The sequence below is a fragment of the Shewanella inventionis genome, from assembly GCF_019931735.1.
Classification (GTDB): domain Bacteria; phylum Pseudomonadota; class Gammaproteobacteria; order Enterobacterales; family Shewanellaceae; genus Shewanella; species Shewanella inventionis.
This window is the reverse complement of sequence record NZ_CP082926.1, coordinates 1373507-1395558: the sequence shown is the minus strand read 5'-3', so window position 1 is coordinate 1395558 and position 22052 is coordinate 1373507. Positions and strand designations below refer to the sequence as shown.

The 22052-nt window shown below is 41.8% G+C and carries 18 protein-coding genes and 2 pseudogenes; 8 read left to right on the top strand and 12 right to left on the bottom strand.

All coding sequences use genetic code 11. The features are described 5' to 3' along the window. Nucleotides 1–69: 69 nt before the first annotated feature. From K8B83_RS06415 to K8B83_RS06385, 7 genes and pseudogenes are all read right to left on the bottom strand, one after another. Nucleotides 70–2256, bottom strand: coding sequence for an OsmC domain/YcaO domain-containing protein (locus tag K8B83_RS06415; RefSeq protein WP_188738609.1), 2187 nt, complete (start codon nucleotides 2254–2256; stop codon nucleotides 70–72). A 258-nt stretch (nucleotides 2257–2514) separates the two neighbouring features. Then, a complete protein-coding gene (locus K8B83_RS06410; RefSeq protein ID WP_188738611.1) occupies nucleotides 2515–3429 on the bottom strand; it encodes an aspartyl protease family protein in 915 nt (304 codons plus the stop codon). 160 nt (nucleotides 3430–3589) lie between these two features. Next, the gene (locus tag K8B83_RS06405; protein ID WP_223418334.1) at nucleotides 3590–4858 is read right to left on the bottom strand and encodes an IS4 family transposase; all 1269 of its coding nucleotides are present in this window, start codon (nucleotides 4856–4858) and stop codon (nucleotides 3590–3592) included. 144 nt (nucleotides 4859–5002) lie between these two features. Further along, a complete protein-coding gene (locus K8B83_RS06400; protein WP_188741284.1) occupies nucleotides 5003–5233 on the bottom strand; it encodes a hypothetical protein in 231 nt (76 codons plus the stop codon). A gap of 455 nt (nucleotides 5234–5688) precedes the next feature. Beyond that, nucleotides 5689–5868, bottom strand: a pseudogene (locus K8B83_RS06395) (ISAs1-like element ISSba1 family transposase); the annotation flags it as partial. 76 nt (nucleotides 5869–5944) lie between these two features. After that, nucleotides 5945–7192, bottom strand: a complete 1248-nt coding sequence (ltrA, locus tag K8B83_RS06390) for a group II intron reverse transcriptase/maturase (RefSeq protein ID WP_188740403.1) — start codon at nucleotides 7190–7192, stop codon at nucleotides 5945–5947. 563 nt (nucleotides 7193–7755) lie between these two features. Beyond that, nucleotides 7756–8676: pseudogene (locus K8B83_RS06385) on the bottom strand (ISAs1 family transposase); the annotation flags it as partial. Between the two features lie 188 nt (nucleotides 8677–8864). Between K8B83_RS06385 and K8B83_RS06380 the strand changes: the two are divergent. Continuing rightward, nucleotides 8865–11519: a thrombospondin type 3 repeat-containing protein gene (locus tag K8B83_RS06380; RefSeq protein ID WP_188740851.1), complete on the top strand. Its 2655-nt coding sequence runs from the start codon at nucleotides 8865–8867 to the stop codon at nucleotides 11517–11519. 214 nt (nucleotides 11520–11733) lie between these two features. Then, a protein-coding gene (locus K8B83_RS06375; RefSeq protein WP_398409186.1) for an IS630 family transposase occupies nucleotides 11734–12769 on the top strand; the annotation gives its coding sequence in 2 pieces (ribosomal slippage) (nucleotides 11734–12198 and nucleotides 12200–12769; 1035 coding nt in all). 199 nt (nucleotides 12770–12968) lie between these two features. On the opposite strand, the gene cspE is transcribed toward K8B83_RS06375, so the two are convergent. Together cspE and K8B83_RS06365 are read right to left on the bottom strand one after the other, a co-directional pair. Then, nucleotides 12969–13178 (bottom strand): transcription antiterminator/RNA stability regulator CspE, encoded by a 210-nt coding sequence (gene cspE, locus K8B83_RS06370; RefSeq protein WP_188740850.1) that lies wholly within the window; start codon nucleotides 13176–13178, stop codon nucleotides 12969–12971. Between the two features lie 262 nt (nucleotides 13179–13440). Next, nucleotides 13441–13872, bottom strand: coding sequence for a ribosome recycling factor family protein (locus tag K8B83_RS06365; RefSeq protein WP_188740855.1), 432 nt, complete (start codon nucleotides 13870–13872; stop codon nucleotides 13441–13443). A gap of 170 nt (nucleotides 13873–14042) precedes the next feature. Here K8B83_RS06365 and trmH point away from each other — a divergent pair, with 170 nt between their 5' ends. Beyond that, nucleotides 14043–14744 carry a tRNA (guanosine(18)-2'-O)-methyltransferase TrmH gene (gene trmH, locus K8B83_RS06360; protein ID WP_188740849.1) on the top strand — a complete coding sequence of 234 codons (702 nt, stop codon included), beginning with the start codon at nucleotides 14043–14045 and terminating at the stop codon, nucleotides 14742–14744. Nucleotides 14745–14824: 80 nt separating this feature from the next. Next, on the top strand, nucleotides 14825–15445 hold the full coding sequence (locus tag K8B83_RS06355) for a protein-disulfide isomerase (protein WP_188740848.1): 621 nt from the start codon (nucleotides 14825–14827) through the stop codon (nucleotides 15443–15445). A gap of 69 nt (nucleotides 15446–15514) precedes the next feature. Here K8B83_RS06355 and K8B83_RS06350 read toward each other — a convergent pair whose 3' ends face one another. Continuing rightward, nucleotides 15515–16150, bottom strand: a complete 636-nt coding sequence (locus K8B83_RS06350; RefSeq protein WP_188740854.1) for a LysE family translocator — start codon at nucleotides 16148–16150, stop codon at nucleotides 15515–15517. Between the two features lie 226 nt (nucleotides 16151–16376). Further along, nucleotides 16377–16625 carry a DUF3297 family protein gene (locus K8B83_RS06345; protein ID WP_188740847.1) on the bottom strand — a complete coding sequence of 83 codons (249 nt, stop codon included), beginning with the start codon at nucleotides 16623–16625 and terminating at the stop codon, nucleotides 16377–16379. A gap of 176 nt (nucleotides 16626–16801) precedes the next feature. Between K8B83_RS06345 and K8B83_RS06340 the strand changes: the two genes are divergently transcribed. The 3 genes from K8B83_RS06340 to K8B83_RS06330 are packed head-to-tail and all read left to right on the top strand — an operon-like array spanning nucleotide 16802 to nucleotide 19094. After that, nucleotides 16802–17254, top strand: coding sequence for a hypothetical protein (locus K8B83_RS06340; RefSeq protein WP_223419308.1), 453 nt, complete (start codon nucleotides 16802–16804; stop codon nucleotides 17252–17254). Nucleotides 17255–17303: 49 nt separating this feature from the next. Beyond that, on the top strand, nucleotides 17304–18335 hold the full coding sequence (locus tag K8B83_RS06335) for an IS630 family transposase (RefSeq protein ID WP_188741280.1): 1032 nt from the start codon (nucleotides 17304–17306) through the stop codon (nucleotides 18333–18335). Beyond that, nucleotides 18336–19094: a serine hydrolase domain-containing protein gene (locus K8B83_RS06330; protein ID WP_223419307.1), complete on the top strand. Its 759-nt coding sequence runs from the start codon at nucleotides 18336–18338 to the stop codon at nucleotides 19092–19094. A 73-nt stretch (nucleotides 19095–19167) separates the two neighbouring features. Here K8B83_RS06330 and K8B83_RS06325 read toward each other — a convergent pair whose 3' ends face one another. Next, nucleotides 19168–19884 carry a FadR/GntR family transcriptional regulator gene (locus K8B83_RS06325; RefSeq protein ID WP_188740845.1) on the bottom strand — a complete coding sequence of 239 codons (717 nt, stop codon included), beginning with the start codon at nucleotides 19882–19884 and terminating at the stop codon, nucleotides 19168–19170. Nucleotides 19885–20344: 460 nt separating this feature from the next. On the opposite strand from K8B83_RS06325, the gene K8B83_RS06320 reads away from it, so the two are divergent. After that, the gene (locus tag K8B83_RS06320) at nucleotides 20345–22021 is read left to right on the top strand and encodes an FAD-binding protein (protein ID WP_188740844.1); all 1677 of its coding nucleotides are present in this window, start codon (nucleotides 20345–20347) and stop codon (nucleotides 22019–22021) included. Nucleotides 22022–22052 lie beyond the last annotated feature (31 nt).

Below are 22052 nucleotides of genomic sequence, written 5' to 3'. Positions count from 1 at the left end.
CCGAAGGCCAATCTAAGTGCAATAAAAAAGCCCTAAAAATTAGGGCTTTAATTTGTGAATCAATTAACGCTACTTAGCCGCGTTAATTTTACGCGCCTGATGCAGCTTTTTATAACTTTCAATCAAGCGTAAGTGAGGCTCAATACCTTCAAGCTTAATGCTGGTTTTAGTCAGACCATAAAAACGTATCGTACCGTTAACCGAGCCCACTACGTTGTCCATCACCTCTTTACCAAACATGCGGGTAAAGTTACCGATAAAGTGCTCAAGTTCTAACTCTTCATCGAGGGTCACTTCAAGCACAGCATTGACAGCTTGATAAAACAAACGGCGTTGTACCGTATTGTCGTTAAACTGCAAAAACTCTTCAACCAATTCAAGCGCGTCTTCGTGCTCACCTAGTGCCAAATAAATCAAAATCTTTAACTCGATAATGGTTAACTGGCCCCAAACGGTGTTTTCATCAAACACAATACCAATCAAAGTTGGGATATCGGTTTGATTATCTAATTGGCTTTCTTCTAGACGGTTTACCAACTTAGACAGGGCTTTTGTGCTTAACGAATGCAGATTTAAAATATCTTCGCGGTAGCTAAGAGCCTTGTTGGTGTTATCCCAAATCAAATCGTCCACTGGGTACACTTCAGAGTAATCAGGTACTAAAATACGACATGCTGATGCACCTAAATCAGTAAACTCAGCAATGTACACTTCGCGGCCCATGTCTTCTAAAATACCAAACAGCGCGTTAGCTTCTTGCTCGTTAGTGCCACTAAAGTCCCATTCACAGAATTCATAATCAAATTTGCTGCTAAAGAAGCGCCAGGAAATAACCCCTGTTGAATCAATAAAGTGCTCTACAAAGTTTTCAGGCTCAGTTACCGCCATGCTATTAAAGGTTGGCTTGGGCACATCGTTTAAGCCTTCAAAACTGCGACCTTGTAACAGCTCAGTTAAGCTACGCTCTAATGCTACTTCAAAGCTTGGGTGTGCACCAAAAGAGGCAAATACACCACCAGTACGCGGGTTCATTAAGGTAACGCACATCACCGGGAACTGCCCGCCTAATGAAGCGTCTTTAACCACAACAGGGAAACCCTGCTCTTCTAGGCCTTTAATACCAGCCAAAATACTGGGGTACTTCTCTAACACTGCCATTGGCACGTCTGGCAGCACAATTTCTTGCTCAATAATTTGACGTTTTACTGCACGTTCAAAAATCTCAGACAAGCACTGAACATGAGCTTCTTGTAAGTTGTTACCCGCACTCATGCCATTACTTAAAAACAAGTTTTCAATCAAGTTAGACGGGAAGTAAACCGTTTCACCATCTGAGCGGCGCGTGTATGGAATCGCACAAATGCCGCGTGCTTTATTACCTGAGTTAGTGTCAATTAGGTGCGAACCGCATAACTCTTCATCTGGGTTATAAATATCCAGGCAATATTCATCAAGTAAGCCTGTTGGCAGCGCGTCGTCGCCTTCAAGCGCAAACCATTTCTCATTTGGGTAATGCACAAACTCACTGTTAGCGATCTCTTCACCAAAAAATTGATCGTTATAGAAAAAGTTATTGTTTAAACGCTCTATAAACTCGCCTAATGCCGAGCATAATGCGCTTTCTTTTGTGGCACCTTTGCCGTTGGTAAAACACATAGGCGATGCGGCGTCACGAATATGTAAAGACCATACGTTAGGCACAATATTACGCCACGATGAAATCTCAATCTTCATCCCAAGATCGGCTAATAACCCAGTCATGTTTTGAATGGTTTGTTCAAGCGGTAAGTCTTTACCTAAAATATAGGTATTGCTGTCACCATCGGGTTGCCCCATCAACATCGCATTGGCGTCTGAATCTAGGTTTTCAACGGTTTCGATTTTAAATTCTGGGCCAGTTTGCACCACTTTTTTAACGGTACAACGGTCAATAGAGCGTAAAATACCTTCACGGTCTTTATCCGAAATATCATCTGGCAACTCAACCTGAATTTGAAAAATTTGGTTATAGCGATCTTCAGGATCAACGATATTGTTTTGCGACAGTCTGATGTGCTCAGTTGAGATATCACGGGCTTTACAGTACACCTTGATAAAGTAAGCCGCACACAATGCAGACGAGGCTAAAAAATAATCAAAAGGACTTGGGGCAGAGCCATCACCTTTGTAACGAATAGGTTGGTCGGCCGTAACGGTAAAGTCGTCAAATTTGGCTTCGAGTCTCAAATTGTCGAGAAAATTTACTTTGATTTCCATTGAATATGTCCACAGTCGTGCACAGCCGAACGGCCAGCTTGTCTAAATTAGGGGGAATTATCGGTGTTTTTGCCGCAATAGTCTTGGGTTAATTGCCTAAAAGTGCGTAATTACTCCAATTGTAAACAATCAGCAATGATTCAGTGTTAATTACGACGTTAAAATCTAACAACACGGAAATAGAATGGAGTGACATGTAATAAATAAAAAAGGCTACTCCATAGTTAGTAGCCTGGTTTTAACTAAATAAACAGACACTTAAGATTCTTCAGGAAGTCCTACATGCATATGGCCAGCTTTATAATCAATGGTGAGAACAAAGTGTTTAAGAATATCGAACCCAACAAGTCCTTTAATATTTTTGCCTTTAATGCGCGACAAATCACTTCTATCTTGACCCGAGATGAACTCAGTTTGACCATCTGCAGGTACACTAGATTGAACGTTTTCGATAGTAAATGGACCGAACTTAACTTCAGGTAAGCGAAAGTTATCTATATTTGCTATGTTATTAACACCATAACCTGTACCAGATTGAGCACCATACAAGTTTAACCAATCAGAGTCAGTAGCCAGAGTTCGTTTTAAAAACAAACCACTATTATTACCAGTATCTAATATAAGCCAAGCGTTCTTTTCGCCATTAAGGTTTACTTTCACAATTGGTTGCCCAGTTCCTCGATCAATTTGCATTTCAATGTTTTTGAGCTTTGCTAGATCAACTGAATCACGTTCAAATAATCTTAAACGGTTATTTGGATAATCAATTTGGAAAATAAATTTTTCGAGCAAGCCTGCACCTAATAATAACTGCACCTCATGATGACCTAAACGTAAACCAACCAGTTCATCTAACTCTAGATCAGCACCAAATAAATTGGCTTTAACATTGTTATAAAGTTGGCGAGTTTCGGTGCCATAAACACCTTTAATATCGACTTTGCTTCCCTTAGAAAACTCAAGCTTATTTTTATTAATAAAGCTGATATTGATCGCATTAACTTGAGAGCCGCTGTCTAATATAGCCTTACCTTCTACACCATTAATCGTCACAGGAAGATTAATGTGACCATTAATCACTTCAAAATTAACCCAATTGGATACACCATAAGAATGAAAAGATAACAGAGATACAGCAATTAACGTGAGTGATTTTAACAGTGAAGAACGCATCGATTGTCCTTAATCTAGCCAACAAAATAAGCACAACAATTTATTAACAAAACTATTCAGTGTCAAACGTTTAATTCAATAAATAAGTATAAAAATTTAGAAATTAGGAATTTATGATACTTATATAGACAGTGTATAGAGGAGAATCATACACTGGACCTTAAGCATTAAGTCTGACATAAATCCCATCTAAGGTTATGTCTTCTTTAGATTTTCTTTGCTGTGACTTTGGAGCGTTTCTTGTTATATAGCAAATCGCCCAGTCTAGCTTTTCTGTTATTTCTGACCAGGCTCGATGACAGATACATTCAAAGATAGGCAGTAACCAAACGTCCACATTTTTTGCAGCTTTGAACAGTGAAACTGAGGGCATTATCTGAAGTGCGGTACTGCGCCTGATGATAACTGCCAGCAGACTGGCCCAGACTAGGCCGTCAACTATCGCTTTTTGCGCGGTAGCAAATCTCTGCCAGTTTGTATGTGATTTCAACTCTTTGAACAGCAGTTCAACCTGCCAGCGGCAGCGATAAATCGCCATAATATCATCGGCTGAGTAGGCCTCTGTCGGTAGGTTTGTTAACCAGATACAAAACCGCTTTTCTTCAGCGAACCAACGTCTTACAACTCGAAACTCCTGTTTGCCTCTGTGGACTTTGAGGTCAAGAATTTCAGTGCGGTTGGTACGGCGCGTTATGTCTTTGAGCTTCATTCCAGCTAGCTTAGGAAGAATGCGGCCCTTGCCATTTTTAGCTTCTACAACCCTTGGATTGAGTGACTTTGCACCCCGAACAATATAGAAACCATTATGACGCTCCACATCGGCAAAAAACTCGAAATCAGGGTATCCCGCATCAGCCAGAAGTAGCTTGTTTTTCATCTTAAATGGCTTGGGAAGATAGGCTCTTTCTGAAGCCGTATCAGCAGTTATCGTCATCGCCGTCGGGTTAAAGGTTCGTAATGACATGGTCATATGGCACTCTATCGCAGCAGGATTGCGTTTAAAGCGGCTTGGGTAGACATCGGCTAACGCCTTGTGAACATGAAATGAACTGCCATCTTGAAGCAGAATATCATCAAAGCAAGACAGCTTCTTCGGAAGCTGAGCACATTGTTGGCGGGCAAATTGAGCGATAGCCAACTGTACCAGTTGCTGCATAAAATGAGGAAAGGCTTCCTTACGGAGCTGGTTGTGGAAGGGCTTGTAAGCCACATTATCATTTTCAGTCAAACACATACCATTGAACTGACGATGCAAGTCTGCAATGGCATGGCAGTTGCCTTTACTCAACGCAGATATCAAGCTTGGGATCAGTATTTCCGGCAGAATAGACCGATTTCGTTGAATAAACCCCGTGCGCTTAGCCGTTTTTTGAAGGATGTTTGCATTGAAGAATTGCATAAACTGCTTTTTTAAGGAGATAATCGTCATCGGCTTTATTTATTGCTCATGGTAGTTTGTTTGGCGACAATTATCAGATCATAAATAAGGCCTTTTTTCTACCTAAAATATAGCGTTATCGCTAAAGATCCTGTCTATGAGAGGAGAATAACAATAAATTATTGAAAATTCACATCACTGTTTTCGCTCAGCTTCACGCATCACCAATAAAAAGGTTAAATACATCTTGGTCGGCAAAGACAAAATCATGCCAAACGCCACGCACATTGCGCTAATAATAATGCCGGTAACCCCCATCTCGTCGATGGCATCATTAAAATTGTGAAGATAAATGCCAATAACAATCAGGATAACGCCAGTAAAAATGCAAGTTTTCAGCAGTAATATCAACTTGGTATCGGTCATGGTTGCCTCAACATAATGTGCATTAAACACCGCTAATATAATGAGGTAATCTAGACAAATTGGTGTTGATATTGATCAAGTTAACTAAAAACATAGGCTGCAAAATTAAAAACATTTGAGCAACAATAAATCCTCATTGATTTAACCTTTGAAATCTATATGATCGCTTAATCTAGATGCATCATCAGGCAAAAAATAGCCCTCCTGAGCTTCTAGCTGACTTAAAAAAAGATCCCCCCCCAAACTACATAGCCGCCCGAACTTCGGGTTAAATAATAAAAGGATACTTATTATATGAAACAATTAACGTCGGCATTTATATTATTGTTTCTTCTTGGCTGCGGCGGAGGATCCGAGTCCTCAAAAGACAGTACTGATACAAATAATGGTTCAGCCACCGGCACTCAAGTAGACCCACTAGCTGACCAGGGCGGGATTAAGCTTTGTTAAATCTTTTAACCAAAGAAAATCTCGCTCCTAAAATCGCCATTCCATGCTGCCTTTCTTATTTTGGTTGGTTTACTGGCTTTTAGTGGATGCTGCTCTAAAAGGTTCAGCACGATACGCCTAAATAGCGCCATTTTCTTCGCGTTTTCACGGTCACCAATCCTTGAACAGTCTTCCCTAAAAGTGAGGAGAGTAGACCGCTGGAACTTCCCCAGCGGCCCCTCGCAGAACGGTACGTGAGCCTCTCGACTCATACCGCTCCCATTAAACCATCGACCCTCTCATTCCTGCTCGCCAATGGGCAAACAAGTAACGATGAGTGCGGGCAAGGTTTTCCATAAACTTACCGGCTCTCGTTTTGCGTCGTTGAAGTTTCTTGTACTTGTGCCTCGCCCACCAGATTAACGCTTTGTTTACCTCGCGGAAGACCCTGTACAACTCAGAACGACAGAAGCTGCCATAGTAGTTTATCCAACCATTGATGATTGGGTTGATCCACCTGGCTATTTGCTCAAGACTTAAATCTGTTCGCTTTCGGATACCTAGCATTCTAATTTTCTTTATCATCCCTTTTTGAGCATTTCTGCTCGCTGCGGGCGTAAAACTGATAAAGATACCCTGTGTTTGTCTATTCCGACAAAGACGTGGTCTGAAAGTGTACCCTAAAAAGTCAAAACTAATGTTCTCGTGCTTACCTTTTCTTGAACCATCTTTGCAATACGCAATTTTGGTTTTCGTTGGGTGAAGCTCAAGCCCACAGGCTTCAAACCTCTCTTTAAGCTCTACTAACATTTGTTGAGCTTCCTTCTCACTATCACAGTGAACAAGCCCATCATCTGCGTATCGACACCATTTAACATTGGCATGATTCTTTTGCATCCATTTATCAAAAACATAGTGGAGAAATAAGTTGGCTAACACTGGACTAATGACACCACCTTGTGGCGTCCCTTGCACTCGCTCAATTATTTCACCATCCGCTTTTATCATAGGCGCTTGTAGCCATCGCTCAATATACAGCAGCAACCATTTGCAACCCGTATGTTTGCGTACTGCTTTCATTAGCAAATCGTGTGAAATGTTGTCAAACAGCCCTTTTATATCAAATTCCAGAACCCAGTCGTGATACCAGCAGCGTTTTCTTGTCACCCGCACTGCATCTATCGCTGATTTCTTTGGTCTATAACCATATGAGTCATTAAGAAACTCAGGTTCAACCAAAGGCTCAAATGAAAGTCTCGCTACCATTTGGGCGATACGGTCTTGGATCGTAGGGATACCGAGTATCCGCTCACCACCTGATTTCTTTGGTATCGCCACAGCTTTAACTGCGGGTGGAAAATAGCAACCAGAAGACATCCTATTCCAGATTTTATAAAGGTTGTTTTTTAAGTCTTTTTCAAAATCAGCCATTGATTGCTTATCAATGCCTGCGGCTCCTTTATTCGCTTTTACTAATTGATAGGCTTTAACAACTTGCCATTTATCAATATTGAATCGATGTGCATTCATCAAGATATCTCCTCCTGCTTAACAGTTGGATATAAGATGAATACTGTTTAACACGACCCCTTCGCTCCACATTCATTACAAATGCTTCTTCACTATTACAGGTCGTTCCGCCCCAGTGCCAGACATTGGTACTCTCATACTTACCATTTTAGTGATTTGTATTTCTCCCTTAACATTCTGACGACTGGTTCCCACAGTTCCTGAAAAGAGCCTGAAAATGAGATCACGCCCACTTTACACCGGACACCACTTACACAGCCTTCGGAGCAACCTGTAAATTTATCACCAGTCTTAGACGCTACTGGCTTTTGATGTCGAGTCTTTGGTTTACGATGCGTCATCATGGGTTCGATAACTCGTCTTCTCATTTCTCACCTGAGCATTTAAATATGCTCGTTTCTTCAACGCTCACCACGAACACTCTTAATATTCGCAGCTTGAAGCGGTTTGAAGCCAGCTTCCGACAGCAGACTTCGATGGGCCAAACCATCATCTCTTCTCAAGCTTAGCCATAAGCTTTTAACATATCCTTATGCTGCAAACCTATGTGCCTGTGGCACACCGTCAAGCACCCAGTGTTGCTGGTTTTCGATGTGCCAATGCTGACGCACTGCTTTGGCTGCAAGTTCGATGTCCAGAGGTAAAGAACTTAAGTAATAATCCGTATTTATGGTGGTAACACCTTTAAGTGTTCGTTGACGCTCAACTGCTATGAGCGACTTGGCTGATGGCCACTTTTTTGCGAGCGCCTGCGGTAGCTTTGCTGGAATTTGAAACGTCGTGCGACGCTCTTTACGGCCATGCCCCTTGTCATCCGCTTCGACACTCAATATGTCGACGCCGTCGTTATCCCAGTGAGGTTGGAACTGCATTTCTATGGCCTGCCTAAGTAGAGGTTGGTTGCCTTTTACCTGAACAATATAGTCGCCTTTAGCTTTGATGATTTGTTGAAGCGTTTCCCGCTGGCAATGAAGTGCATCAAAGGTTACAACAGCGTCTTTAATGTCTAACATGTGCAACAGCGCTTGAACCGTTGCGATTTCGTTACCTTTGGTCTGTGTATCTTGCTGATAGAGCACGATACCTTGTTCGGTATCAAAGGCCGAAACGAGGTGTAGCGCATTTTTTGCGCCATGTTGATTAACTGCACCCCGCAACGTTTTACCGTCGATAGCGATTAATGGCTTGGATGAAGCCTCTCTTAAGCTATTTGCCCAACGAAAGAGCGTTAACAACAGTATTTCGTTATCGATAACTTTAATGATCCGGGCAATGGAATGCCGAGTCGGGATCCCTTTGTCAAAATCTCGATGTTTACGTAGCCAAGATAGGTTCTCGTTGCCAAATTCTTCAATAGCTTGCCAGCCATCACAACCTGAAGCGATAGCGGCTAAAACAAGAAAAATAATATCAACTAAATCATGGTCTAGGTTGATGTGAGAGCGAGGGTCTTCGATAAGTTTCAAGTGTTCAAATAAGGACATGGATTAGGTTCAGTAGATTAACATGCCTGATCAGATCATGCCGATACGAAAAAGTTCCCTACTGTTAACAAAGTATGATCCCGCCCTGACTAGCTGACTTAGTTAACATCGAAAAACGCTATACAGGAAAAACCACACCTGCAGCAATTAATTCTGAATCACTGGGTATCGTTTTCGAATACATTGCTATGTTTACTCCCGAGTTATTACCGAGCTTTAACGATGAGGAGGGGCAGTTAGGCTCTAATTGTGCTGAAGGAGGAAAACTCAGCATTTCTGATGGCAAGAATGCTAATGAGAAAGTTATTACGTTTAATAACTGCACCCAAGATGGCATGACAACGAATGGAAATGCGACGGTCAGAGCAAATAAATTTTCTACTGATGGCGTGCTCATCGACAGCACTATTTTTTTTGAAAATGTACAATTTACTAATAATCTAGGCAGCGGCACTCTGGCAGGAACAGCACAAAACATCGAACACAGCACTATTTGCCCTAAAGTCGAATCGATTTATAACTTGCTATTTACTGACACACAAAGTGAAGAACAACTATTATTTTCTAACTTCTCGCATTACCGTACAGGTAGTAAATCCGTACTCTGTAGTTCAAATAATGGTTTTACTGTTAGAGGTAAAATATATGATTCAAGTGCCGGTCTATGGACGATTAGTACAATCACACCATTTCAATTAAAGAGTATGGTCCCTACACTAAAAGAAGCGGGACAATTACTTATAACAGGCAACAATCAAGACAAAGCAAACCTAACAATCAAGTATTATACCGAAACTCGCGATGGCCTTACGTCTAACTTTAGTTTTTACGATATACATCTCAACCCAGAAAGTGATAACCAACACTATATTTTTCTATCCGAATACCTTACAGACAGCATGCTATTGTCATTTGAAGATGATGATAACGATGGTTTAACCAACAATTGGGAGTTAGCATTCGGATTAAATCCAACCAATCCCAATGATGCTTCATTTGATTTAGACAATGACGGCTACAGCAATTTAGAAGAGTATTTACACTACGGCCACCCTAAAAACGCTACAATTAAACCTCGTATTGCAGATATCAGTGTCACGGTTCAACATGAAACGAGTCATTATGGCCAAGACATCGTTGCCACAGCTTTGATTAACAGCAACATTAACTCTGCCATGAGCGCAGAATTTGATGTGATTTATACAACCGAACTCCCAACGACGTTTAATTCAGGTTATTATGAAAACAGCAACTTTTGTCAGGTAGCCGTAAACGGCTTGAGCTTAAGTTGTCATTTTGATGGAATACAACCGGGACAAACCCTAAGACAAGAAGTCCACCTAGAGGCAGATAAACAAATTATTGCCGAAGTAAACAGTACCATTACCGCGTCAATTCAATTCTCAGGGCATGACACAGAATTAGCAAACAACACCGCATCAATACAAATAAGTCGACGTCCAATTGATGTGACTTATCAACTTGTTGACGATAAAGATACCATTTATTCAATGATGCTTGAAAACTCAACTGAAGAAGTCGAGTTTTCATTTACTCAGCAAGAACCCAGCACAGACAGAGTAGAAGGTGTACGTGTTTCACTGGATGTGCCAAGCTTTACCAGCATTAACACAGCACAATGTTACAGTGAAATCACTAATGAATGGTACAACTGTTTATTTAACAATGAGTTAATTTTTAATAACAATCAAACTCACTACATGGTGAAGATGTCGATAGCAGGTCTAAGCCAAGGGCAAGGCAAACTGGGGTTTAACGTTAAAAGTGAAACCACTCAAGACAGTATTATCGGACAAGCACAATTTCCAGTAATCATTGGTAAATCCAGCCAAAGTATTCAACAGCAAATTGACTCTGCCATTGATGGGGCAAGTGTAATGGTACCGGCAGGGATCTATCTTGGTAAGTTAGATTTATCAGAGAAACAAATCATACTTACAGGAGATAACAAAAAATCATATCTTTATCATGACTTTGGTAGTCAAAGCGCAGCGCCTTTTGATCCAAGCATAAAAATCGGGAAGCAAAGTTCAATCGCTAATTTTACCTTAGCAAACCATTTTATCTATGTTGATAAAAGCGGCGGCAATATTTCCAACAATACATTTGATGCAACAAATGTTCATTTAACAGCTGCTCACATCACTAATGCAGGCGAGCTCTATTTCCAACAAAACAAGCTAATTGGCTCATCACTTAATGCAGGGTATGCCAATAGCTACACAAAAGACAGTTACCACTGCCCATCGATACAATCGATTTCCTACGAGGCAGGATCGTCGCAACTGCATATTATCAATAATATTTACTTGGGAAATTTAGTATCAAACCCAAATTTATATTTTGGATGTAACTTTATTGAAGCCACCTCTAAAGTCGAGATCGAAATGAATAATAATACCTTGTTAGGTTTGGGTACAGCACTCAAACTAAGCTATGGTGATACACAAGAGCTAACTTATATTATCGAAGCAAATAACAATATTGTTTCACAATCTAGGCTATTCATTAGTAATACTGACTATACCGGCTTTTACTATCAGCTCAGTGAAGAGACTAACATTACCCTGGCCAACAATGTGCTCTATGACATTGCAACTTTGTATGAAAACCTATTTGATATCGAAGTGGAAGTAGGCACAATAACCGCAGACCCATTATTAGATGCAACAGGTTATCCATTAAGTAACTCCCCAGTGATAGATGCTGGTATTGCCTCTTCACTAATCAACGATTTTTATGGTTTACCAAGACCAATCGATGGTGATAATAATGGTTCAAAAGTAATCGATATAGGTGCTGTCGAATACAATACTAATTAATAAAACCAATCAGGATAAATAAGTGATCAGAGATTGCGTAGAAACAACCGTTTAGAAAAAGCCAGAAATTGCAGCGAGCGAGTTGTTCTACCTTCAACATTTCTAACGCAGTTAAAAGCGATTTAATGATCACATTCTTGTGCTGATTGGTGTAATACCATTCCGCGAAAAAATGTGATCTAATTGCTATATCCGTTACTCACCTTTTTTAGCAATGAAACAACACACCAGTTTCGAATTAATCAGGCTATCCAAGCAAACAGCAGATGCCCGAATGCGTTTGCGATTATTGGCCGTAGCACACTTTCTTGAGGGAGCGAATAGAACTCAAGTCGCTGCTATGACCAAGGTCAGTCGTCGGATTGTGAATCAATGGATCAGCAATTATTTAAGCCAAGGTCTAAGTGGTATTGAGAGTAAAAAGTCTTCAGGCAGACCACCGCGATTAACAGACGAGCAAGCCAAACAGTTAACCCTGATGTTGACAGAGGCTGCCAAATCAGAGGTCGGTGGTAGACTCACTGGTCAAGATATACGACGCTATATATTGAGCGAGTTTGGTATTTCGTTTCACCTCAATCACGTCTATAAAATACTTTATAAACTCGGATTTAGCTGGCTTTCTAGCCGTTCTAAACATCCGAAACAAGATGTTGAAGTCATGGAGGCTTTTAAAAAACTTCCCCTTGTCAACGATCGTTGACATCCCTGTTTTTGTGTCGCCGGCTGATGTAGATATCTGGTTTCAAGATGAGGCGCGTATTGGTCAGCAAAATACCACCACCAAACTTTGGGCTGAAAAAGGTACCCGTCCGCTCGCAGTGAGGCAACAGCAATTCGAGTATGTCCATCTTTTTGGTGCGGTTTGTCCGAGAAACGGAGCAACTGAGGCCTTCATTTCACCTTACATCAATAAAGAGGTAATGCGACAACACTTGGGACAAATTTCCTTGGCGACATCAAGCGGGCGCTATGCTGTCGTGATTATGGATGGCGCGAGTTGGCATGCTAATGATATTGCAGATGATTTTGAGAATCTATCTATCGTAAAGCTACCGCCTTATTCTCCGGAATTAAACCCAATTGAGCAAGTGTGGAGTTGGTTGAGGCAGCATAAGTTAGCTAATCGTTGCTTTGAAGGTTACGAGTCAATAGTTGATGCCTGTAGTGAAGCGTGGAATGCATTCATTGAAGATAAAGAGCGTGTGAAAAAAATGTGCCATCGACAATGGGCAACAATGATCACTTAGTTATGCGGAATGGTATAAGTTAATAGAACAGAGGCCATCTTTAACACGATTGGCCTTTTCTATTGCAACCCGATATGCAGAGTAGACCAATAAAAACCATATTGGCATCAATATTTGTCAAAAAGAAACAAGCCAAAATACAGGCAAAAAAAAGCGCAAACAGTCGCTAGACTATTTGCGCTATCTTACAAAGTAAGTCTTACATAGCTACTACGTTAGCAGCTTGTGGGCCTTTTTGGCCTTGCTCAACTTCGAAAGATACTTTTTGGCCTTCAGCTAAAGTTTTGAAACCTTCTGAAGTGATTGAACGGAAGTGAACGAACACGTCAGCGCCGCCGTTATCAGGAGTGATAAAACCAAAACCTTTATCTTCGTTAAACCATTTTACTAAACCAGTAGTTTTAGACATGTTGTGTCCCTTATAAATTTAAATTAATCAATCTGTCGCGAAAATGCGATGCGCTCAAGTTTGAATTATTGAATGGCACGATGAAGCTAAGGGAAACACAGAGGATAACAACGAAAACGCAGAGATTCTAAGGCTTTTCTTTTACTTGATGTTCATTAATAACTCTGAATGTCAGAGCGAAGATGATATTACATGAGTTTTAAATATTGTAAAGCATTTCTTTAATCGACTCAGATAAATACTTTAACGGCTCAGTTTAGGCTTACCTTATTGTTGACATAAAACCACCAAGCGCTGACAAAAAATGACTACACGTCGGCATAAAACGCGCAATACGCGCTTGCGCCTGCGTGCATTGCGTCGCTTGCATCAGCTCCCCTAAAGTGATCCCTGGGTTTTGATTAATTAACCGCAACAATTTGGCATCGAGCGGCTCTAACTTATCGCTGTGATGACTCAATGCTGTCTGAATTTTTTTAGTTAAATAGAGTAAACCATCATCATTTAACGCTTGCAAACACACCACAAAAGCCTGAATGCTCATAGCCTCACCCCCTAACACCCAATGACGAGAACGACGAACACGTTTAAGGCCACACTGGTATTGCTGCGCAATCGCTTTGGCTTGTTTGGTTTTTTCGCCACCAATACGATGAATTAACGAGGGTAAATTGATTGTAATCTCACTGGCTATACCACTCAACACTCCCCTCCTTCTGTCGAAAACACCTGACACCATTAAAAACAAACTTCTTATACACCCATACACATATCATTGCCAAACTAAGCCTATTTATGCGTTATAATGCCGCTCAACATAATGCACAGCCTAAGTGTGATTGAACAAATACAACGAGTTACGCCATGAGCCCAGAACGTTTTGCCCGCATAAACCAAATGCTTGATAACCGCCAAGTCGACCTCACTATCTGTCTTGATAAAGTACACATGACCAACAACATCGCCGCGGTGATTCGTTCGGCTGATTGTGTCGGCATTCATCAAATTCATGCGGTATGGCCCGACATCGAAATGCGAGTATCGGGTAATACCGCCTCAGGCAGCCAACAATGGGTGAGTACGATTAAGCATTATACTTTTGCAGAGGCGCATCAAGCCTTTAAAGCGCAAAACATGCAAATACTCACCACCACGTTTTCAGACACCGCGGTTGATTTTCGCGACATAGACTACACCCAGCCTACCGTGATTGTGATGGGTAATGAGCGTGATGGCGTGAGTGATGAAGCCATTGCTGCAGCAGATAAACACATTATTATCCCTATGCGCGGTATGGTGCAATCGCTCAATGTTTCGGTAGCTTCAGCTTTAGTGATGTACGAAGCCCAGCGGCAACGCGAACAAGCTAATATGTACGGCACCCGTAAGCTTGATTATGCCTATTGCCAAAAAATGCTGTTTGAACAAGGCCATCCGGTTTATGCCAAAGCGTGTCGTCGCAAGCAAATCCCCTACCCAACCATTGATGACCAAGGCCAAATAGTTGCCGACAAAGACTGGTGGGACAGAATGCGCGCCCCCGACCCACAAGCATTAACGATATAAACGACTTATCGCCAATGATTGAATGTTGGCATTAAACTCATTAGGATCGCTACATCTACACGCCAACAAGAATCAACACCATGACCACTGAGCTTTACTTTATCTTTGACTCGCACTGCCCTTGGAGCTACGCCACTACGCCATTAGTCAACGCATTGCAGAATGCTTACCCAAATATGACAGTGCACTTATTACATTGCGCACATTACATTGGCAGCGACAGCGCAGGCGAAGAACAAATACAAGCAGCGGCAAAGGCCAGTGGAGTCAAATTTGGCCGTGAGCATACTCGCTATGCAAATAGCCCTAAAAACTCAATAAAAACGGCTAACCTATTAGCCTGGATGCAAGACAAACAAGCTAACAAACAATTGCCATTACTCAATGCATTACAAACGGCACATTTTGTTGAAGGCAACCCATTTAGCAACAAACACGACTTTAATGCCATTGTAGAACAGTTCAAATTATCGCCAAACAATAAAGTGTTTAGAGACGAATTAACTACCGACGCAGAAAACATTTTAGAAGGCATAGCAGAAATTCAACAAGTGATTGGCACAACCAGCTTTCCAGCACTGATAATGACAGTTAACGATAACGCCATTTTTATCGACCACTCCAAATACCTCAAAAAACCGCAAGAGGTCGTTGCAGCCGTTGAAAAAGAAATCGCAGCGATTAAGCAAGCAAAACATTAACCTGTATTGCTGCAAACAAAAAAACCACGGTTATTAGCCGTGGTTTTTATGTATTGCTCGCCTCAACATTTAACTTTGCACTTGCGAGGCCAATATCCAAATCGCTAAGGTAAAAAACACCAACCCCATAAATTTATTTTGATAAGCACGAAATTTTTCACTGTTTAATAATGGTTTACCCAAAATCCCCACCAAGGCCACCAGCAATAAGTTAAACGCTAAACCCATTACATTGAGCAATAAGCCTAACGCTAACATTTGCTCACCAGAGCTGGCACTCAATTGAGTTGACACAAATTGCGGTAAAAACAACACGAAAAAGATCAACGCTTTCGGGTTCAGTAAATTGCTCATTACCGCACGGCGATACAACAGTTTTGCCAGGTTATGTTGCGCAGCAATTTCAGGCGCATCAACCGAATCACTGCGGATACAATCCCACGCCATTTTAAGTAAGTAAGCACCACCTAAAACTCGCAATAACTCTAATGCCATTGGGTTCATGGCCACCAACGCCGACACGCCCATAGCAGCAAGCAAGGTTAAAATAAGGCCAGAGGTTGCATTACCAAAGCTGGCATAAACACCCACTTTGCGGCCATAGCTTAAACTCGAACTGGCAATCAGCAACATATCCGGGCCAGGAATTAACAGTAACGCCACAACAGTCGTTAAATATAAAGGCAGTAATGCCAAATCAATCATCATAAATACACAAATAAGCAGCTAAAACACGGCGCGGATTCTACAGCCATTGAACATGAATGAAAGTCATGATGGCAGCCCTTAGGCTTTTAAAGGTGAATAACACTGGCAGGGATTGTTTACGGATAAAGCTTATCGCACAAACATCAAGCAAAACCTAAATAAATCAAAACAATAAAAAAGGCTAACCCATCTGGCTAGCCTTGTTTGTTAACACCTAAAGCGCTTACTTATAAAACGCTTCAATCGTACCTTTAACCGTCATTGTAAGCGGTTGGCCGCGACGGTCTAATGCTTTACCCGCAGGCACTTTAACCCAACCTTCACTGATGCAATATTCTTCAACATCAAAGCGCTCTTTACCATTTACTTTAATGCCAATATCAAATTCAAAAATCTCGGCAATATGGTGCTTGCTGCGTGGATTAACGCTTAAGCGATCAGGTAAAGCAGGTTTAGCAGTCGTGTCGTTCATAGTGATATTCTGTAATTAATAAAACGTGCGTTATTGTAGGCAATAGCAGCACGATGCTCAATAGCGGCGATCATAAATGTGAACCGCTTTGGAGCTACTACAAGGTTAAACGCGATAACTGTTTGATTTATAGTCACGATAGCTTTAGGTTACTATAAAGCAATTAGGAGGAATTCATGTCGACGTTGTCAAAATACATTAAGGGGACGGTATTAGCGATAGTCACTATTACAGTGATTGTTGTAGCGCTCAATTGGCAAAGCGCTAACCGCTTATACAGCGTCATTAGCCTGTTTGACGAAGCACTCATCGTGAATAACTTTTCTCATATGAAGGATGTGTTTTTCAACAAAAAAATCGTTGCGCAGGGCCAACCATCTCCATTTGCAACAAACCCAACTCCCTTACCAAGCTCCTTTAATTATAGAAATAACACCACCAGTACCGAATCATTTCTCACTCGCAGGGCTACTACCGCATTACTGGTACTCAAAGACAACAAAATCACCTTTGAGCAATATTATCTAGGCACCCAAAGTGACGACCAACGTATCTCATGGTCAATGGCCAAATCATTTGTGTCTATCTTGTTTGGTATGCAAGTCGATGCTGGCAACATATACCGGTGATCATTGAAGGTGCTTGATTTTATTTCAAATCAGGATCATGCTACACCTCATGAAAATATACCTCACCGATGACCAGAAGAAACAGCTCGAAACCCAGCATGCTCAAGCGCGCGATGGGCGAGTTCGTGATCGCATCAAAGCCGTCCTCCTTACCTCAGAAGGCTGGTCTACGGTTATGATTTCTCAAGCGCTACGCATTCACGAATCCACCGTGCTGCGACATCTTGCAGACTATACCTTGTCGGATAAACTCAAGCCTGAAAATGGCGGCTCACAAAGCCATTTATCCGCTAAGCAAACGGCGGAGTTAATTACCCATTTAACTGCCCATACTTACCAGCATAACCATCAAATTGTCGGCTATGTGTTAGCGCAGTTCGGTGTTAAATATACTGTCGCTGGCATGCACAAGTGGCTGCATAAAAATGGCTTTAGCTACAAAAAGCCTAAAGGTGTGCCGCATAAGTTTGATGAAGCAAAGCAACAGGCTTTTGTTGAGCAGTATGAAAACCTTAAAGCCAGCTGTGGCGAGGATTCGACTATTCTCTTTATCGACGCAGTTCATCCTACCCAAGCGACAAAAATATCGCATGGCTGGATCCGCACAGGACAAGATAAACCCGTTGAAACCACTGGTAGTCGGACACGTATCAATCTGATTGGTGCGATTGACCTTGATGATATCGCTAACGCAACGGTTAACGAATATGACTATGTTAATGGCGACAGTATTGTTCAATTTTTTGAGGTGTTAAGGGAGAAATATCCACCACCTCACACGTTGCATCTCATTTTAGATGGCGCAGGTTATCATCGCTCAAAGAAGGTCAAAGAAATGGCCGATTTGCTTAAGATAGAGCTGCATTATTTACCGCCTTATAGCCCAAATCTGAACCCAATAGAGCGGCTGTGGAAGGTGATGAATGAGCATGCCAGAAACAGCGTTTATTTCAAAAGTAAGCGCGAATTTAGGGCCGCTCTATCAAAATTTTTTAAAGAAACACTGCCGGAAATGGGTGGCGATTTGACGTCGCGGATCAATGACAATTTTCAGATGTTACAATCCGCATCTTCAAGTTGATTGGGTATAGACATTGAAAAAACCGTCGGCTTTTACTTGCCAGAACTTGCTAACTCCGGTTATGGCAATGTCAAAATTAAGCACGTGTTACAAATGTCATCAGGAGTTAAGTGGAACGAAGACTACCTGGATTTTTACTCAGACATAAACAAAATGGGCCGGGTCCTCGCTATCGGCGGCTCGTTAGATCACATGACCAGTGAGTTGGTTAATGAGTCACCCCCAGGCAAAGTCTTTCATTATGTCAGCATGGACACCCATGTGATTAGCATGATCCTCAGGCGTGTAAGCGGACAATCGTTAGTTGAACTCATTCAACAAAATCTGTGGAATACCATCGGCATGGAAAGCGATGCATTTTGGCTCACCGATTCCCAAGGTGCTGAGTTTGCTTTAGGTGGCTTAAATGTAACCACTCGCGACTATGCCCGCTTTGGCCGCTTATTGCTTAATAATGGTGAGTTTAACGGCAAGCAAATCGTCTCTGCACAATGGATAAAAGCCGCCACCACGCCACAAGCCGAATACCTTAAACCACAAGCCGATAAGTTAGGTTACGGCTACCAAATTTGGTTACCGCCACAAGCACAGCAAGGCGAGTTCTTTTGTGTTGGCGTATACGGGCAATACATTTACGTAAACCAACAACACAATGTGGTGATTGTAAAAAACAGCGCCGATTTAGGCTTTCTTGATGCGTTAAATTCAAAACACGAAACCATCGCCTTTTTCCGCGAAATTGTGGCGTCATTGGAGTAATGAACATCAACTAAATACCCCTCAACGGGCAGCTGTGCAAAACTCAATTAACATTACCACTAAGCAGTTATACTTATTGGTTTTCTCTAAATTCAGCTTCAATATTTTCAAGCAAAGTTAAAAATGTGAGCAAATGCTCTCTCATCGCTTTTTCAGCCGCCTTTTCATCACCAGCGATAACGGCATCGATAATTGAGTTATGCATTCCCGCTGGGTGAATTTTATCTGTGTCGGGTTGAAACTTACTGGTAATAGAGCCCACCAACTGAATCAGTGATTTATCAATAGCCGTTAAAAAGCGGTTATTACACATATCAGCTAACAGATAATGAACCTGGCTTCTTAATTTAATGGTTTGAGGATATTGCAGCGTTAAACTCTCATTATCATTCGCCTCGAGCAATAATTTAGCATGCTCAGGAGTACAGTGTTTTGCCGCAAGACCAGCAACAATGGGTTCAATATGTAAACGCGCTTGGCAGATTTCATTGAATGACATTTTTCCTAAAAAAAACAAATCATTACAATCAGAGCTCAACCGTTCAAATGTCATTTCTTTTACAAAAGCACCGCCAGTAGCCCCTTGTTTAATCACCACAAGCCCGCGTGCCTCTAATGATTTTATCGCTTCTCTAACAACGGTGCGACTCACGGCAAATGTCTCGATCAACTCACGCTCTGAAGGCAGTTTATCACCCGCAGAAAAACGCCCTGAGAAAATAGCTTCTCTAAGCTGATTAAAAACTTCATCAGATGCCTTTATCTGTTTGATTGGTTTGAAGTTATTCAAATTACGTCCTTACACTGCATTATCATCCGATTGTAACACAGCGCTATCACCAAAGAGTACTACTGTTAAACCTAAAGCGGTAAATATAACCCCCCTTTAAAAAACAATAGATTAAATAACTTCGCAACCATCTTTACTCCATCACCAACTCCTGCTAGGAGCCCTACTGTTTCACAAACTGCTTAATTAAGCAGCAAGTCACAAAATAATTAATTTTGCGTATAGCAGCAAAAATTTAACAACTAACTCTTATTGTGAAATGTTATATGTCATACATTTAACATATCGGAGGTGGAGAGTAAAAATTAGTCATGACTAATAACAAATGCTTTATCTACTTTTTGAACAAACCTACTTAAGTCAGTAGAAAACAGTCGTTCTAAGCGGTTATGACCGGGTTCTATATCAAAGTCTTGATGACGGATCTGCCTCGAGCCGTGAGGGGTAAAGGAGTTTTAAAATGAGTAAAAATGATTCAAACAAGTCGAATGAAATCGACCAATATACCCGCAATGTCCTGCAAAATGGGATTTCACGACGCAGTTTTTTAACTCGTGCCGCTATGGGTACTGGCGCCGTCGCTTTTACAGGTCTTACTGGCAGCATGGCCACAGCCTCAACAGATGATTGCGTTAAAACGGCCAAGAGCTCAGATGGTGGTGCAACGCTCGAATTCATGCCAAAACCGAAACCAATTTCTGACAGAGATATTGTTTCAACTCAAACATTTGATGTCGTTGTTGTTGGTGCAGGTGCATCTGGTGTACCCGCTGCGTTATCTGCTGCTGAAAACGGCGCCAAAGTAGCGGTATTACAAAAGCAAGCCATTGTGGTTTCGCAAGGTAATACAGGATCTGGCATCGATTTAGCCAACAGTGACAAAGCCGCAGTAGAAGCCATGGTAAACCGCTTAATGGGCGACAGTGCCCACCGCTGTCACCCTGAACTCGTGAGAGAATGGGCATACAACTCTGGTGAAGCCGTGTCATGGGTGATCGACCGCGCTAAAAAAGGTGGCGCACAAATCGTTGACCAAGGCACTAAAGTGCAACATGGCATTCATGGAGTTACCGAACATAAACTTAACTTTGTTACCTCATATTGTGGACCTAAGCCTTACACCACAGGTGACGGCATGCGTGCTTTAGCTAAAGTGGCAGAAAAAGCTGGGGTTAAATTCTTCTTCAACATGCCAGCTCAGCAACTTGTTCAAGATGACTCAGGCAAAGTGATTGGGGTTATCGCCCAAGACCGTGACGGTAAATACCACAAATACATGGCCAAAAAAGGCGTGATTTTGTCTTCAGGTGATTACCAAAACAACGAAGCAATGTGTAACTTCTTCATCCCTGATTTGAAAAACTTTGAACGTAAACAAATGGATCGTACCGGTGACGGTTTCTCAATGGCATATTGGGCAGGCGGCGTTATCGAACCAATTGGCCACACCAAAATGCTCCATGACTTTGATGCAGGCCCTGCGTCAATGTGTGATATGCCGTTCCTTGCCGTCAACCGCAAAGGTGAGCGCTTCGTCAATGAAACCGTTGCTATGTCACTGATGAACAACTACCTACGTGATGAAGAAAATGCCGGTCACTACTCGCAAGTCTTCGACGCGAACTACATGGAACAAGCAGCCAACTGGCCAGGCAAACTCTACTCGCCTGAGCAGATGAAAATCTACATGCCAGAAGATCCATCACCAAAAATTGGCGTTTACGAGTCTCAAATTAATACCTACTCAGCCAATACCTTAGAAGAGCTCGCAGTCAAACTTGAATGCGACCCTAAAACCTTCGTTGCCAATGTGAAGCGCTACAACGATCTGTGCAAAACCGGCAAAGATGATGATTTTGGTAAGCCTTCAGCAAAAATGCTGCCAGTGGTAAAAGCACCTTTTTACGGCATTCATCGCCGCATGCGCATCTCAACCTTGTGTTCAGGCATGCTCGTGGACAAAAACCATCAAGCACTGGATGCAGACGGCAACAAAATTGGCGGTTTATTTGTTATCGGTAACCTTGGCGGTGGCTTCTATGGCGGTGTCGACTACCCACTCACCGTATTCGGTTTGTCATTAGGACGTTGCTACACATTTGGCTACTTAGCAGGTAAGTACGTCGCTAAATTATAAAACCAAAAAACAAATAAATGGCTGCCAAACC